This is a genomic window from Spiroplasma endosymbiont of Zeiraphera isertana (genome assembly GCF_964030805.1).
In the GTDB taxonomy this organism is placed as follows: Bacteria; Bacillota_I; Bacilli_A; order Mycoplasmatales; family VBWQ01; genus Spiroplasma_E.
This window is the reverse complement of the sequence record NZ_OZ034965.1, coordinates 643248-659573: the sequence shown is the minus strand read 5'-3', so window position 1 is coordinate 659573 and position 16326 is coordinate 643248. Positions and strand designations below refer to the sequence as shown.

Genomic DNA, 16326 nt, shown 5'->3' with positions numbered 1-16326 from the left:
TATGATAAAGAAAACTCTCAGTTGGGTGGATTTATATGCTAAAAAAAAGAATTTTGTCATTATTTTGATTAATCACAATGATTAGTATTTTTATTGTAACTTTAGTTAGTCATAAACCCTATTTTATTATGGGTGGTTCAACTTCAGTAGCACCTTTAATGCATACATTAATGGAAGACTATCCTGATAATCATAAAGAAGCAGATTTTACTTATAACAGTTTAGGTTCAGATGCAGCAGTAATTCCCATTAATAAAAATATGTTTGGTATTGGCTGACTTTCAAAGGAATATACAACTCCTAATAATAATTTAATTTCTTTTGTTTTATCAAAAGATGGCATGATTTTAGTTTGTAATTTACCAAAAGATTGCTTAGGTAATGATAAACCTCTAAATTTTACACAAGATAAAGTAAAAAAAATGTATTTAAAATCGTCTATTTTCTGAAGAGATTTATTTCCACAAAATACTTCAGAACCAAATCAAGGTTGAATCAAACCAACTTGTGACCTCAAAATTTTAACTTATACTAGAGAAAATGGTTCAGGAACACGAGATGTTTTTAATGAAAAAGTTCTGGGTGATTCAAAAGCATATTATCCACAAGCAATAACCGTTAATTCAAGTACACAAATGTTTAATATGTCTAGTGGTGGTGTTGGTTATAGTTCATATTCAGATAAAAAACAATTAGATTCAAATAAACAATTCACTAATATTCATATTGCTAATTGAGAAAAAATTGCTCCAAGTTTAGATACCATTAAAAATGGTACTTATCAGTTATCACGACCATTTACAGGTTTAATAAATAAAAATTTTAAACAAATTAATACTTTAGTTAAATTTCTAAAATTCTTGTTTATTCCTGGCTATCCAGGTCATAACGAATACGTAGTTCCTACTTTTTCAGAAGCTCAATACGCACAATCAGCAGTACCATTAACTGACAAATTAAATCATGATTTAAATCAGTGATTAAAAAATTTTCCATAAAGGAGTATTAATAAATGAAATCCAAATCTTTTAAAAAGTTTTGACATAAAATAACTTTTAATCATTTTAATAAAAATCATGATCCAAAAAATGTTTTTATTAGTGAACAAAAAAAACATACTTATGATTTGATTGCTAAAATTTGTGTATTGTCTATATCTTCATTAGCACTAATTGCCGCTTCATTATTAATTGGTTTTATTATCGGCCAAACATTTAGTAATATGAGTTTTCTTAATTGATTTAAAATGTTAGGAAATAGTAAATGATTACCTAGTGCTAATAGTTTTGGTATTATTGCCTTTGTTGTTGCCACTTTTTGAGTTGCGCTATTTTCAATGATACTTGCTGTTCCTTTAAGTTTACTAACATCATTATTTATATGTGAATTTTTACCACCAAAATTAAAAAAAACAACATTAACTTTAGTAGAATTATTATCTGGTATTCCTTCAGTTGTTTTTGGTGCTTTTGGTTTAATGACCATTAGTCCTATTTTTGTAAAAATGGGAGCACCAACCAAAGAAAATATGATGACAGCAAGTTTTATTTTATCAATGATGGCATTACCAACAATTATTTCATTATCTGTTAATGCTATTACTAGAGTACCAAAATCTTATCTATATGCATCATTAGCACTAGGTATTAGCAGGACTGACACTAGTTTTAAAGTAATTTTTAAAGCGGCAAAAACCAAAATCATTGGTGCAATAATTTTTGGATTCGGAAGAGTCATTGGTGAAACAATGGCCGTTGTCATGATTGCTGGTAATAGTACTCTAACCCCCAATTTTGCACATGGTCCACTTGCATTTTTATTTAGTTCAATTTCTACTTTAGCGGGAGTAATTGGACTAGAAATTGGAGAAGCAGTTAGTTCTCAACAAATATCAGCATTATATGGAATTGGTTTATTTTTATTTATTATAGTTTCAATCATTAACTTTATTGTTTTAATAATTTATAAACGTAGTGATAAAAAAGCAAAAGGTCATAAAAAACCACGAAATTATAATTTAAAAAAAATAAATCTATCTGATAATCAACTAATGTTAACTATTAGTGAAAAAACTATTAAAAATCAAGGCTGAAAACACTTTAAAGACTATTTTCGATTATTCTTTATGGAGCTAGCTTGTTTTATTACTATGGGATTAATTATTTGAATTATTGGTGATATTATTATTAATGGTATCTTCAACATTAGTGGTAATGCTGGTAGTAGCGTTTTCAATTTTAATTTTGCGGCTTTAATTTGAACAACCGGTGATGAAGGTTACTTATCAATTATCACAATGACATGTTTATTGGTATTAACAACAATTACTATTGCTATGCCATTAGGTATTATTGGCGCAATTTATCTTCACGAATATGCCAAAAATGGTTGATTTGCTTCAATATTACGTTTTGTGCTAAATACCTTAGCTTCTACGCCATCAATTATCTTTGGTATGTTTGGATTTACTTTTTTTATTACTTTCTTACAAATAAGTTTCTCAGTAATTGCTGCTAGTTTAACATTAACAATTGTTATTTTACCACTTATTATTAGAGCAGTAGAAGATACATTAAAATCAGTACCTATTGAATATCGTGAAGCATCATTAGCACTAGGTGCTAGTAAATTTGAAACAATAAGAAAAGTAGTTATTCCAGCTGCCATTGGTGGCATTATTACTAGTATGATTTTATCAATGGGTAGAATTATTGGTGAATCAGCACCAGTTTATCTAACATTAGGAAGCACTGTTGCTTTTCCCAATAAAGGTTTCTTAAGTTCAGGACAAACTTTAACAACCCATATTTTATTAGTTAATAAAGAATCAAATGACCCTAATAAATTAGGAATGATGTACCAAACAGCACTAATAACAGTTATACTAATATTTATTTTAAATTTTATAGCAAAACATTTTGAAAAAAGTTTAACAACAGGAATCGGGGTGAAAACAAAATGCTCAATTGAATTATTAAAAGAAAAAATGAAAGCAAGAAAGAATCAGCGAATAGCAATAAAAAAAGAAAAGTAAATGTGATTAAACCTTACTTTTTAAAAGTGAAAGATAAATTTAAGAAAAAACCAAATAACAAATCAAATAATTTATCAAATATAGAAAATATTCCAAAAAGTAATTATGTTTTTACTATTAAAAATTTAAATTTCTTATATAATCATGGTAAAAAACAGGCTTTATTTAATATAAATTTAGAAATAAGTCGTAATCAAGTAACCGCTTTTATTGGACCAAGTGGTTGTGGCAAATCAACATTACTACGAACTTTAAATAGAATGAATGATTTAATTGATGGTGTTAAAATTAATGGACAAATATTATTCAATAATGAAGATATTTATGAAAATAAAAAAAATATTATTTCATTACGAACTAAAGTTGGAATGGTATTTCAAAAACCTAATCCCTTTCCAATGTCAATTTATGATAATGTTGCATATGGTCCAAAAAATCAAGGCATTAAAAACAAAAAGATTCTAAATCAAATTGTCGAAGATGCTTTAAAAAAAGCGGCTTTATGAGATGAAGTGGATCAACACTTATTTGATTCGGCATTATCATTATCAGGTGGCCAACAACAACGTTTATGTATTGCTCGTGCTATTGCCCTAAAACCAGAAGTACTATTAATGGATGAACCAACTTCAGCTCTAGATCCGATTGCCGCATCTAAAATTGAAGACTTAATGAATGATTTAAAATCAGACTTTACAATTATTGTTGTTACTCATTCAATGCAACAAGCAGCACGAATTTCTGATAAAACTGCTTTTTTCTTAAATGGAGAAGTCATTGAATATAATAATACTAAAAAAATATTTTCACGACCAAAAGATAAAAGAACAGAAGATTATATTACCGGCAGATTTGGTTAAAAATATATATAATTAATTATAGAGAAAGGAGGAAAAAATGAAAATAATTAACCGTAGATTTGATTTAGATATCATAAATTTAAAACAAAACTTATTAACTTTATTAAAAGAAGTAAAAAAAGAACATAAAGACGCTTTAATAGCAATGGAAACACAAGATTTTGATATGTCAAAAAGAATTGTTGAAACCGATAAAGAAATTAGAACAGTCGCTGAAAGTTTAACAATTACTGCAATTTGAAGTATTGCTCAACAAAATCCTTTTGCTACTGACTTACGTACTATTATTGGCTATATGAATATTATTCGTGATTTAGAACGTATTTCAAATTATGCTAAAAATTTATCCAAATTTAATGTCAAATATAAACCAGAAATTAAATTAACATCTCAATTATCAGTATTAATGAAAAAAGTATTTAAAATGATGGATTTAATTGGTGAATCTATAAATGAAAATGATATTAAGAAAGCTTATCAAGCAGCAGAATATGATATCGATATTGATAATCGTTTTCGTGAATCAATGAAAAACATTGTCAATATGTTAAAAGTAAACAAAAATAATGATCAACTCTCTCAATATACATCAACAATGCAACAGTTGAAATATATTGAAAGACTAGGTGATCACTTAGTTAACATTTGTGAAACAATAGTATATATTATTAAAGGTAAATTTTATGATTTATCTTCAACAAAAATATCTGAATAATTTATCAATCATTGTTAAAATAATTACTTTTTTTGCAAGTTTCATTTAAATATTTTTAAGTCATACTTTAATATGATAATATTTATTATTATTTTATTTTTAATTGTATTAAATTAAGGTATGATTTTTTAATTTAATATTAAAATTTCTAAAAAGGAATGTTTAACTTAGTTCTTCTATTTTAATATTACTATTAATATTTTTTTTGTTATCTACATTTTGCTTATTTTTATTATATAATAAAGAAATTCCTATTATTAAACCAATTAAATTTAATGTTAAAAATAATAATATGATGCCTAATGCATTATTACTATTACATAAAGTTATACCTCAAATTAAAAACACTATTCAAATTACTAAACATATTCATATAATAAATGTAATTAAACCAATACTCATTACCTTGCACCTTTTTCTTTCTAAAAAATAATTAAACTAAATAAAATATAGTATTTTCTATTAGATTCTTATAATTTAATATTTTTTTCTTTATACAAGTATTTACTCTATATAAATATAAGAAAAATGCATATTTTTATGCATTTTTCTTATATTTATTAAATCAACCCCCATCTATATCCTTTTCTTATGATCAATTTATTTCATTTGGTTTCATTGGTTTTTCATTATTCTTTACACTAATAATTTTACCATTTTTAACGTTAATAACAGTATTTGCAACATATTGGAAGTTAGGATTATGAGTAACCATAATAATTGATGTTTTATATTCTCGATTAACATCCAATAAAATTTCTAACACCTTACGCCCCATTTCCTCATCAAGTGCTCCTGTTGGCTCATCACAAAATAAAATTGTCGGATTTTTTGCTAGTGCTCTACCAATCGATACTCTTTGTTGTTGTCCACCCGATAATTGACTTGGAAACTTATTCATATGTTCATCCATTTCAATAACTTGAAAAATATCATCAATACTCATATTTTTATTTTTAGCAAGATTTTCACCAACTTCAGCATTTTCACGAGCAGTTAAGTTAGTTAATAAATTGTATTGTTGAAAAATAAAACCAACATTATCTCGTCTCAATTTAGTTAAATGACTATCTTTTAATAAAGATAAATTGTATCCCGCCACAAAAACATCACCAGTATTAGGTTTATCCAATCCCAAAATAATATTTAATAATGTTGTCTTACCACTTCCCGATGGTCCTAAGATAACAACAAAATCACCTAATTTAATTTTTAAATTAACTCCTTTTAATACTTCATATTCTAAGTCTCCAGTTAAGTAAGATTTTTTAACATCAAATAATTCAATAACATTAGTTTGAGTATCAGGAGTATTATTAGTCATTGATATAATTTTACCTGCTAAAATTTCTTTTGAATGAGTTTTTGTTAATTTTTTAATTGCTTTTTGATTATCTTTAAAAGCTTGCAATTTAGCTTTATTAGCTTCTATTTCTTCCTTTGATTCTGGTTTATCATGAGATTTATGAGTTACTGGTGGTATTGTAACTTAGGTTTTAGATACTGACTTCTTTGTAAAACTAGATTCTAACTTATTTTTAGTTACTTGTTAACTTGAATTTTTAGTGTTTTTTTTATCATTTTTCATGTTTTTATTCCTTTCTGCTTTTAATCAATTTCATTTAAAGTTTTAATTGGATTAATCTTCTTCATGGCATATCAATCAATAATAAAGGTTGTTGCATAAATACCAAAGACAATTAAACCAACCACAAGAGGTAATCATCAAACAAAGAATAATGGTAAAACCCATGTTGTATTAGCAGCTAAATAGTTAAGAATAAACTTAACAATTATTCATCCTACAGGAAAACCAATAACAAACATAACAGCAATCACTGGTAAATACATACCAATAACAATATTAGTTATTTTTGCATCACTATAACCAAGTGTTTTCATTGTTGCTATTGTTTTACGATTTTCATAAATTACTAAATTACTTGTTAATAAAATAATAAAGAACGAAATGATTAATGAAAAGATAATAAATGCAACCAATACTGTATCAACTAAAGCAGTAATTTGATTTAACAACTGATGATGGACATCTTGTGGCGTAATATTAACAGCACTACCTGCACCATAACCTTGATAAGTACCAGAACCATCAGTACCACCATTTAAACCAAAAGAACTGTAATCTCCATACATTTGCGAAGTTGAAAATGAATTAGTTATATCTGGTAATGATTGCGAATTTGAAAATTTAAAATTAAAGATTGGATTTTCATTTTCAAATATTTGATTAAGTTTATAAATAACGGGATCATTTAATTGATTAAGAAAATTTTGATATTCATTAAATGATTTTAATTTACCAAAATCAACATCACAAGTTGTTTTTTTGTCTTCTCATTCTTTTTTAAATAATAAAAATAAAAATTCTTTTGTTTTATTAAATGATAAAACTTTATCAGCATTAATTTTACTAATATAAGCATTAGGTTGACCATAACCATTATATATACCAACTACTTTATACGTTGGTGTTTTAGAACTTATCTTATCATTATAAGAATTAACAACCTTACCAGCAGCAACTTCTTTTAACATATTTGTAGCATTAATACCCGCATTAACATAAGCCTCATCCTTTAACTCATCAACTTGTGTATAACCGGTTTGTTGTTTTAATAATGTTACATTATTAACATTTTTACTATCACCAACAACGTTATCAATATTAATTTTATCCAAATCAAAAGGTTTCAATTTATTATTATCTTTAAATTTCATAGTATTACCATTACTACTCATTTTAAATTCATCATTTATTTTTAAATTGAATTGTTTAGCAATTGTTTGATTAATAACAAGACTAATACTATCATCACTATTTTCTTGTTCTAAAAGTGGATTTAATGAAGAACCTCCAGCATCATATAATTGCATCATTGAAGGTTTGCCTAACTGTTGTTGATTTTGTAAACCATAAACTTTCATTAAATATTTGTTCTGTTTAAATAATTTTTCAGGAGTACCAATAAAGTAAGTTCCTAATTCATCAGTTTCTTTATCAAAAGGCACAACATTAAAAGCAACATTAAAAGGAGAATTGGGATCACTATAAGCTTTGGCAATATTTTGACGAATAAAATATGGGCTTTTAGTATAAGCACCTTGCACTACGGTTTGTCCCATTCTATTATAAAATAAAGCACCAAATCAAATTCCAACTTTATTAATTCAACTATCACGCTCTTTGTCACTAATTTCAGATGCATTATTATTCAATAATTGTGTTTCATTAGTTAAATGTCACGGATATAATTTATCGTTAGTATCAAAACTTAAATTATCAATATCATTAATAAAAGTAGGACCCTTACTTGAGGCATTTTTGTAAGCAGGAATATTACTATTTGCTCAATCTTTGAATTTTGTAATATCTAAATCATTAGGATTAGTACTAATCTTACCAGTCTTCGAAATCGTACCACTAATATTCATTGCCACTGTTGTTCGATAGTTTTGATAAAATTTTCTAATAATATTATAAGTATTCTCACTATAAAAACTGTTAATATTAGTATTTTTTAAAACTGTGTCATACATTGGTAATGCATTTGGTCAAGCCATTTGTACCATAATTCCAACAATCACAGAAGCATCTTTAATATCACTAGAATCTAATCCATTTAAAAAGTTTTTAGTAAGCATTTTACAATTTAAATACGTTAAACCAGTATATCCTAAATCACTAATAGCAGCACCGGGATTAGATTCATCTGACATTGGAGCATATGCTTCAGCATTAGTATTATTTTCTAATAATTCTTTAACAAAAGTATCATTTAATGGTCCAGAATTATCAAAACGTGGTGGATGTCAATATGTATCACCAGTAGTACTATCAACAGTAGAAGTATAAGTTCAATCATCTTTATTATTTGGATTATAAGTTTTATAAAAACTATACGGAGAATTATAAGTCGGAATGTCATATTCAACTAAGGAGTGATAATTCATACCAGTAAAAGAAAGTAATTTATTATCAGCCATAATTTTTGGACCAATAATAGATGTTGTCATTAAAGTTGTTCCTAAAAACATAGTTAATGATGCTGCTGCCATTTTTCCAATTGATGATGTAAATAGTGATAAACGGAATCTTGTTAAAAATCCACGATTAATACTTTTTGTTTTAATAATTCGACTAAAGCGAGAATTAACAGTAGCTGATTCGTTTTTAATTAAATCTATTGGTTTTTTAATAACTGTTAAAGCACTAATAACTCATGCAATAATTGATAAAAAACCAAATATTAAAATTAAACAATATATAAATCCTAAACCATTAAAAATAAAATGACCAAAATCTAGATTAAAATAGTTGGCAAATGTTTGAACTATAATTACTTGTAAACCACTTGCTGGTAAAAACACTAAAATAGTACCAATAAGTGCTGATACCATTGGATAAGCTAAAGATGTAATTAAAATTTTAATATTACTATAACCTAATGATTTTAAAATTCCAATTTGTGTTCGTGAATTATCAATATTTTTATAAGTAATTAATATGACTGTAATTCCTGTAATAATTAAAACAATTAACAATAAACCAATTAATAAACTTTTAAATCCAATAATAGTTGCATTCAAAGTAGCAGTACGATTATTAAACGTATACTTATTATTTCCTAACTTATATACTAAAGCAGCATCAGAATCAATAGTATTAATATATTTACTTCTTAAACTTTGTGAAATTAATTTAATATCATTAATTTTACCTATTGTTGATTTTCCAACAAAATAAATTTCGCGATCATTATCAGAAGAAATTGTGATTTTTTCATTAGCTTTATCATATGATCAAATATAATTATTTTTTTCTAACCTTTTACTTAAACCAAATTGCATGGGATCAACGTATAATAAACCTTCACGAGTTTTATTTGGAATTGGTGTAGTTTGATCAATAATTGGGGTTGTGAAATCAGCAGATACACCATATCCAACAATTTTTAATCAATTATAACTACTATAAGCAGCATCATTTAAATCATATCGTGAAACTTTTAAACTACTTCCTAATTGATCTGATTGCACACGAATTGTATCATTAATATGCAAATTATTTTTTTGAGCAAATTCTTTATTAATAACTACCTGTTTTCAACTTGGAGTTTTATCTGGATTATTACTATCTCCTATTTGATAACCATCACTAATGATTAATTTATCAATACGAGCATCTTGATTATAAGTTAATATTTTTAAAATTCTAGGATTACTATTATTATCTAATTGCATAGTTCTGCCTTCAACACGATCTCATATAAATTCATTACCAGCATCATTTGCAATATTGTTAATATCAAAATCATTCTTTTCATCAACAGCAGTTGTTGATGTTGAGATTTTATTAGAAACAGTTTTTGGAGTAGTATTAGATAAATCAATAACAAAATCATGTAAATTAGATTTTGCAACTAATGTTGAATATTCATCAGAAATTCTTGCTAAACTTGTTTGCATTAATGAAAAAATAGTTGATGATAATAATACTAAAACAATTAAACCAACTAATTGAATTTTATTACGAAATGCTTGTTTAAACGCATTTTTAAAAAGCAAAAATGATTGTTTTTTCATATTCGTTCTTCCTTTCTTTTAAATTTTAAAACAAAAAAAGTTATTTAATTAAAGCCATTTTTCAACCATTAATTAAAGTTTTTAAATCTTGAATAGTTTTAGTAATAAGTAGTGTTAATTGGGCACTTAAAAAATAAGTTAAATTCTTCTTAAAAATAGCAATTAAAAGTTTTTTATTATTATCAGCAATAGAAACTTGGTGGTCAAAATTAGTAAACATTTGTTTTTTAAATTGCCATGTTAAAATGATAATTTTAGTTTTAGTATATTTTTTTACTGGAAATTGTTTATTAATAATATTGGGTAATGAAGAATTACTAAATAATGTTACTCAAGTTTTTTTAATTAAATTAAAAATTGTAAATAAATTATCACTAAACATTTTTCATGAAAAGAAACCTAATCAATAGTAAAAGAACACTAAAATTAGTACTGAAATAAAGTTATTTATTGATGGTAATGATATTTTAATCATAGTAAAATTAAATTGTAAAATAATAGCAATTATAATAATTCACAAAATAGTAAAACGCATCACTTTCATAATTTGATTATTATTACGGCTTAAAAAACTAAAAAAAATAAATAAATGTAAAATCGAAATCAATGATAGCATTGGTAAACTTTCTAAATCTAAAAAATTAATATTAATTACCATTTCTTGAACTGGTAATAAAAATAAACAAAATTGTGCTAAAAATCATAAACTAAATTGAAGAATAATGATTTTTGTTTTATTAAATATTTTTTTATTATTAATACTATTTTTATGAAAATTAATAGTAATTAAAAAAGTTAATTTCATAATTAAAAGTAAAAAAAGAACTGGTAAACCAAAAAAAATAAATAATTGTTCAAAATTATTAATACTATTAATTTTTAAAATATTACTACTACGTAACATTATATTCACCCTTAAATAAACTTTGTTATTATTATAATTATAAACTATTGGAATGGCAACCTTTTTTAGGACTATTTTTTGGTAGACATTTGTTTTTGATAATTAACTGGAGTTAGGTAGTTTAAAGTGCTATGAATTCGTATGTTGTGGAATGGCAACCTTTTTTAGGACTATTTTTTGGTAGACATTTGTTTTTGATAATTAACTGGAGTTAGGTAGTTTAAAGTGCTATGAATTCGTATGTTGTTATATCAATTGATATAATCAAATAATTCTAATTTTAATTGGATTAATGATGTAAAATTTTTATCATTAATAAATTCTGTTTTGAAAGTTTTAAAAGTCGCTTCAGCAACGGCATTGTCATAAGGACATCCTTTTTTGCTTAAAGAGCGAGTAATATTGAATGCTAGTAAAAGTTTATCAATAATTTTATTATTAAATTCATTACCTCGATCGCTATGAAATATTTGAATATCTTTTAAACAGCGATTTGATTGCATAAATGCTTCATATACTAATGATGCATCTTTTTTAGTGCCTACACTATGTCCAATAATTTCGCGGTTAAATAGGTCTATTAATAAACAAATATAGTTTCACTTACCATTTACTTGAACATAAGTTAAATCACTAACAATAACTTCATTTTTAATCCTATTCTTAAAGTTTCTATTAACAAGATTAGTTATTTGACTATCATTGACTTTATTATGATGATTTTTGTGTCTTAATTTAGTGTATTTTGATATTAAATTATGTTTATTCATAATTTCTTTAATTTTTCGTCTTGATAAATAAATTTCTTGGTTTTCTAATATGACTTTTAATCTTCTTGTGCCATAAATTTCTTTTAATTTTCACAAAAAATCTTGATATTACTTTTAATTTAAAATTAAAAGTAATATTTTTATATCAGGGGTGATTTTTTGTGACTAATAATGAATTAATTGATGTTTTAAAAAACAAAAAAGATGAAGAATTTATAAAAATTATTAGACATTTTAAAAATAGAATTAAACAAATTGAGAAAAAAGAAAAATTAGATGCAATTGATAAAAAATTTAAAGAAAAAGGAATTCAATGTCCAAATTGTAAATCTTATTGATGTGTAAAAAATGGTTTTAAGAATAATAAGCAAAAATATTTATGCAAAGATTGTAAAAGTAGCTTTGATGCTTTAAGAAATCATTTTTTACATTGAAGTCATTTATCTCATGAACAATGAGATTGAATAATTTGATTGTCATTGTTGGGTCAATCTGCTTATACTATTTCTCAATTTGCTAAAATTTCAAAAACATCAGCATGATTTAATCGTCAAAAATTTATGAAATCATCACAATTAGCAAAAACACAAAAACCATTCACAAAATTAAAAGGTAGAATTGAAATTGATGAAACTTTTATCAAAGAAATTCATAAAGGAAATTTCAAAAATCCAGATGATCCAAGAAAAAAATGAATTGAAGAAAATGCTAAAGATTTAAACTGTTGTATTGAAATGGCAATTGATGAAAATAAAAATATTTATGCTCAAACAACAAATACTAAAAGATTAACAAAAAAATGAGTACAAGAAAATTTAACATCTAAGCTTATCGAAGAAAAATCAATTATAGTTTGTGATATGCAAATACTATATGATACAGTAGCTAAACAAACAAAATGTACTCTCAAGAAATTTAAATCAAAAGAAAATAAAGAATTAAATTATAAAAATTTAAGTAATATCAGTAAAACACAATCAAGTTTAAAAGAATTTATTACTCATTATCATGGCATTGGATTTACCAATATTCAAAATTACCTCAATTTATGAAAATTTAAATACCAACATTATAAAATATCACCTTATGCAAAATATGAAGCATTATATTTCAGTTTGTAAAAAAAATAAATCCCAAAATTAAATAAAATCAAATTTTAGGCCAGGTTGATGATTTTTTTTATTTCATCAAGAGTTTTTTTGAAAATTAAAATAAATTTCTTTATTTTCTTTAAAAGCACTAATAACAGCTTCATCATACATATTATTTTTATTTTTTTCTTGTTTCTTGAAATTAAAATAATATGTTGATTTAGAGAGCTTTAAAAAACGACACATTGTACGAATTTTATATTTACATTTATTATTGATAATAATCTCTATTTTCTGCCTATTATTAGTGCTGCTTGCTTTAAAATATCATTTTCCATTCGTAACTGTTTTAATTCTTTTCTTAATTTAATTAATTCATTTTCTTCAACAGAACGATTATCTTTAGATTTAAAACTACCTGAATTAGTAAATTGCTTAATTCAATTATAAGTAGCTGCTCTTGTAACATTGTACTCTTTAGCAAGACAAGACACTTACTTACCACTTTGATATAAATCTACTATTTGTTTCTTAAATTCGTAGGTATATGAGTTAATATTGGCCATAATTATAGTTCCTTTCTTTTAACTAATTTGTTCACTTGTCTACGTAATTATTGTCCAATAAAGTGTAACCTATCCAATGCAAATTTTTTCTAAACAATTGACTATCAAATTTTTCATCTTCTTGTTGATAATATTTGGCAATATTACTAATAGAACTATCAATAGCATTATATTCTTTTAATTTTCACAAAAAATCTTGATATTACTTTTAATTTAAAATTAAAAGTAATATCAAGATTTTTTGTGACTAATAATGAATTAATTGATGTTTTAAAAAACAAAAAAGATGAATAATTTATAAAAATTATTAGACATTTTAAAAATAGAATTAAACAAATTGAGAAAAAAGAAAAATTAGATGCAATTGATAAAAAATTTAAAGAAAAAGGAATTCAATGTCCAAATTGTAAATCTTATTGATGTGTAAAAAATGGTTTTAAGAATAATAATCAAAAATATTTATGCAAAGATTGTAAAAGTAGCTTTGATGCTTTAAGAAATCATTTTTTACATTAGACTTGGTGCAAAACTAAGGTAATTCAAAATTATATATTCCTGCTATTAAATTAAATCTTAATGCAAATCTTCGTATTTTATTGCGATATTTTAAACTTAAAATTTTAAAACGTTTTAGTTTAGCAAATACGTGTTCAATTTTAATTCTAATTTTACTTAAAGTTTTATTGTATTCTTTTTGAATTGGTGTTAATTGATTGTATTTACTTTTTTTAAATGGCAAAAATGTATTTTTATGAATATTTTGTATACCTTGATAACCTGAATCAACAAAAACTTGTTTTTCTGGATGAATAAAAGTTTTAGATTTTAGAAGCAATTTAAAATCGTGAATGCTTCCAAAACAAAAAGCAGTTGAAATAATTTTTCCATTGGAAATATCAATAGTTATTTGGGATTTGAGAGAATGATGTTTCTTTTTACCTGAAAAAAGTAATTTTAGTTTTTTTTTAATTCTTTCAATTGGAGTTTCATTAGCATCAATAGCTAACAAATTATTATTAGTACCTTTATTTTTTGTTAAATCTTTTTTTCCAGGTAAATTAAAAATTCCGCTTTTTATTAAAATATTTTCAATTCAAAAAATATTATGAATGCAACTAGTATGACTAATATTATATTTTTTTGCAATAACTATATAACTACTATAGTCTTTTCAATATTCTAAAGTCATTAATAAACGCTCTTCAATTACAATTTTATTTTTTCTACCACCATAATATTTTTGTTTAGACTCAGCAATTTTTAAAATTTCAAGCATTTTATAAAGTGTTTGTGGCTTTATGCCGACTAAACTATAAAATTCTTGATCATCTTTATATTTTTTCAACATAATAACTATCACCTTTAATATTAATAATAATCGTTAAATTGTTAAAATTAAAGGTTTTGCACCAAGTCTATTGAAGTCATTTATCTAATGAACAATGAGATTGAATAATTTGATTGTCATTGTTAGGTCAATCTGCTGATACTATTTCTCAATTTGCTAAAATTTCAAAAACATCAGCATGATTTAATCGTCAAAAATTTATGAAATCATCACAATTAGCAAAAACACAAAAACCATTCACAAAATTAAAAGGTAGAATTGAAATTGATGAAACTTTTATCAAAGAAATTCATAAAGGAAATTTCAAAAATCCAGATGATCCAAGAAAAAAATGAATTGAAGAAAATGCTAAAGATTTAAACTGTTGTATTGAAATGGCAATTGATGAAAATAAAAATACGGACTTCTCCCCACATGTACTTGTGGAGGAAACAATGAAATTGAATGAGTTCAACAATATATTTCAAACAGAAAAAGATTGTTTGAAATATATAGCAAGTTTGAAGGAAAACAAATGTATGAGGTGTTCTTGAACAAATTTGAATACTTCTGATTTAAGAAGAATAAGATGTTTTAAATGTCATCAAACATTTAGTATTCTTCATGACACCATTTTTACAAGTCACAAACACCTTTGACATCTTGGTTTTATCTCATCTTTAGATGAATAAACACCAAACATGGAATTCCATCAACTGATGTTGCAAAAGAATTGGGAGTAACTTTGAAAACTGCTTGAAGAATGGGTCATAAAATCCGAAGTGCAATTGCAAAACAAGAACCTCAATTCATTGTTGAGGGCATAGTGCAAATGGATGAAATGTATCTTTCACATATGGGTTTTAAAAAACAAGGAAGATCCTTAAAAAATAAAACTTTGATTGTTGGGATTTATGAAAAAACAACCAATAATTTAATTGTGAAAGTGTTGAAAAATGCAAATCAAAAAAATCTTTTGCAATTTGCAAGAAACCACATTTCTTCAAAGTGTGATGTACATACTGATTCTTGAAAAGGATATCGCCATTTTAAATCAGTTTTCACTAAGCATGAAACAGTTAACCATCAAGATTGCTATGTTTCAAAAACTGGTGTAAACATAAACCAGATTGAATCGGCATGAAAGCACATCAGACGAACATTTAAAACACATATCAAAGTTGAAAAACATCATGTTCATTTATACGCAAAAGAATCGGCATATAAATTCAACAATATACCTAGTTTTGAAACTGTAATGTTATGTTTGATTTAAAAATGTGGGGAGAAGTCCGTAGATAGGCTTTTCTCAGCATTTATGTGATAAAATTTAAAAATAGTACATAAAGGGAGAAAAGCCTAAAAATATTTATGCTCAAACAACAAATACTAAAAGATTAACAAAAAAATGAGTACAAGAAAATTTAACATCTAAGCTTATCGAAGAAAAATCAA

The 16326-nt window shown here is 24.8% G+C and carries 15 protein-coding genes; 8 read left to right on the top strand and 7 right to left on the bottom strand.

Translation table 4 applies throughout. The features are described 5' to 3' along the window. Positions 1–35: 35 nt before the first annotated feature. The 4 genes from AAHM78_RS04550 to phoU are packed head-to-tail and all read left to right on the top strand — an operon-like array spanning position 36 to position 4609. Positions 36–998: a PstS family phosphate ABC transporter substrate-binding protein gene (locus AAHM78_RS04550; protein ID WP_342254516.1), complete on the top strand. Its 963-nt coding sequence runs from the start codon at positions 36–38 to the stop codon at positions 996–998. Between the two features lie 14 nt (positions 999–1012). Then, positions 1013–3034, top strand: coding sequence for a phosphate ABC transporter permease PstA (gene pstA / locus AAHM78_RS04545; RefSeq protein WP_342254515.1), 2022 nt, complete (start codon positions 1013–1015; stop codon positions 3032–3034). Then, the gene (pstB, locus tag AAHM78_RS04540) at positions 2959–3894 is read left to right on the top strand and encodes a phosphate ABC transporter ATP-binding protein PstB (protein ID WP_342254514.1); all 936 of its coding nucleotides are present in this window, start codon (positions 2959–2961) and stop codon (positions 3892–3894) included. Before pstA ends, pstB begins: the two co-directional genes overlap by 76 nt. A 37-nt stretch (positions 3895–3931) precedes the next feature. Further along, positions 3932–4609 (top strand): phosphate signaling complex protein PhoU, encoded by a 678-nt coding sequence (phoU, locus tag AAHM78_RS04535; RefSeq protein ID WP_342254513.1) that lies wholly within the window; start codon positions 3932–3934, stop codon positions 4607–4609. Between the two features lie 589 nt (positions 4610–5198). Here phoU and AAHM78_RS04530 read toward each other — a convergent pair. The 4 genes from AAHM78_RS04530 to AAHM78_RS04515 form a co-directional block, all read right to left on the bottom strand. Further along, positions 5199–6020 carry an ABC transporter ATP-binding protein gene (locus AAHM78_RS04530; RefSeq protein ID WP_342254512.1) on the bottom strand — a complete coding sequence of 274 codons (822 nt, stop codon included), beginning with the start codon at positions 6018–6020 and terminating at the stop codon, positions 5199–5201. A 197-nt stretch (positions 6021–6217) separates the two neighbouring features. Then, positions 6218–10213 (bottom strand): ABC transporter permease, encoded by a 3996-nt coding sequence (locus AAHM78_RS04525; protein WP_342254511.1) that lies wholly within the window; start codon positions 10211–10213, stop codon positions 6218–6220. Positions 10214–10253: 40 nt separating this feature from the next. Continuing rightward, positions 10254–10871, bottom strand: coding sequence for a hypothetical protein (locus tag AAHM78_RS04520; RefSeq protein WP_342254510.1), 618 nt, complete (start codon positions 10869–10871; stop codon positions 10254–10256). A 416-nt stretch (positions 10872–11287) separates the two neighbouring features. Continuing rightward, complete coding sequence (locus tag AAHM78_RS04515) at positions 11288–11983, bottom strand: IS3 family transposase (protein ID WP_342254509.1); 696 nt, start codon at positions 11981–11983, stop codon at positions 11288–11290. Between the two features lie 65 nt (positions 11984–12048). Here AAHM78_RS04515 and AAHM78_RS04510 point away from each other — a divergent pair, with 65 nt between their 5' ends. Beyond that, complete coding sequence (locus AAHM78_RS04510; protein ID WP_342254508.1) at positions 12049–13008, top strand: IS1595 family transposase; 960 nt, start codon at positions 12049–12051, stop codon at positions 13006–13008. Positions 13009–13026: 18 nt separating this feature from the next. Here AAHM78_RS04510 and AAHM78_RS04505 read toward each other — a convergent pair whose 3' ends face one another. After that, positions 13027–13224, bottom strand: a complete 198-nt coding sequence (locus tag AAHM78_RS04505; protein ID WP_342254507.1) for a hypothetical protein — start codon at positions 13222–13224, stop codon at positions 13027–13029. 41 nt (positions 13225–13265) lie between these two features. Next, on the bottom strand, positions 13266–13472 hold the full coding sequence (locus AAHM78_RS04500; RefSeq protein WP_342254506.1) for a hypothetical protein: 207 nt from the start codon (positions 13470–13472) through the stop codon (positions 13266–13268). A 369-nt stretch (positions 13473–13841) separates the two neighbouring features. Here AAHM78_RS04500 and AAHM78_RS16750 point away from each other — a divergent pair, with 369 nt between their 5' ends. Beyond that, entirely contained in the window at positions 13842–14060 is a 219-nt protein-coding gene (locus AAHM78_RS16750; RefSeq protein WP_425289787.1) for an IS1/IS1595 family N-terminal zinc-binding domain-containing protein, read from the top strand. Between the two features lie 13 nt (positions 14061–14073). Here AAHM78_RS16750 and AAHM78_RS04495 read toward each other — a convergent pair whose 3' ends face one another. Beyond that, the gene (locus tag AAHM78_RS04495) at positions 14074–14892 is read right to left on the bottom strand and encodes an IS5 family transposase (protein ID WP_342254505.1); all 819 of its coding nucleotides are present in this window, start codon (positions 14890–14892) and stop codon (positions 14074–14076) included. Positions 14893–14948: 56 nt separating this feature from the next. Here AAHM78_RS04495 and AAHM78_RS04490 point away from each other — a divergent pair, with 56 nt between their 5' ends. Together AAHM78_RS04490 and AAHM78_RS04485 are read left to right on the top strand one after the other, a co-directional pair. Then, positions 14949–15563: a hypothetical protein gene (locus AAHM78_RS04490; protein ID WP_342254504.1), complete on the top strand. Its 615-nt coding sequence runs from the start codon at positions 14949–14951 to the stop codon at positions 15561–15563. Then, positions 15527–16147: an IS1595 family transposase gene (locus AAHM78_RS04485; protein WP_342254154.1), complete on the top strand. Its 621-nt coding sequence runs from the start codon at positions 15527–15529 to the stop codon at positions 16145–16147. The genes AAHM78_RS04490 and AAHM78_RS04485 overlap by 37 nt, the downstream gene beginning before the upstream one ends. The last annotated feature ends 179 nt before the right edge of the window (positions 16148–16326 follow it).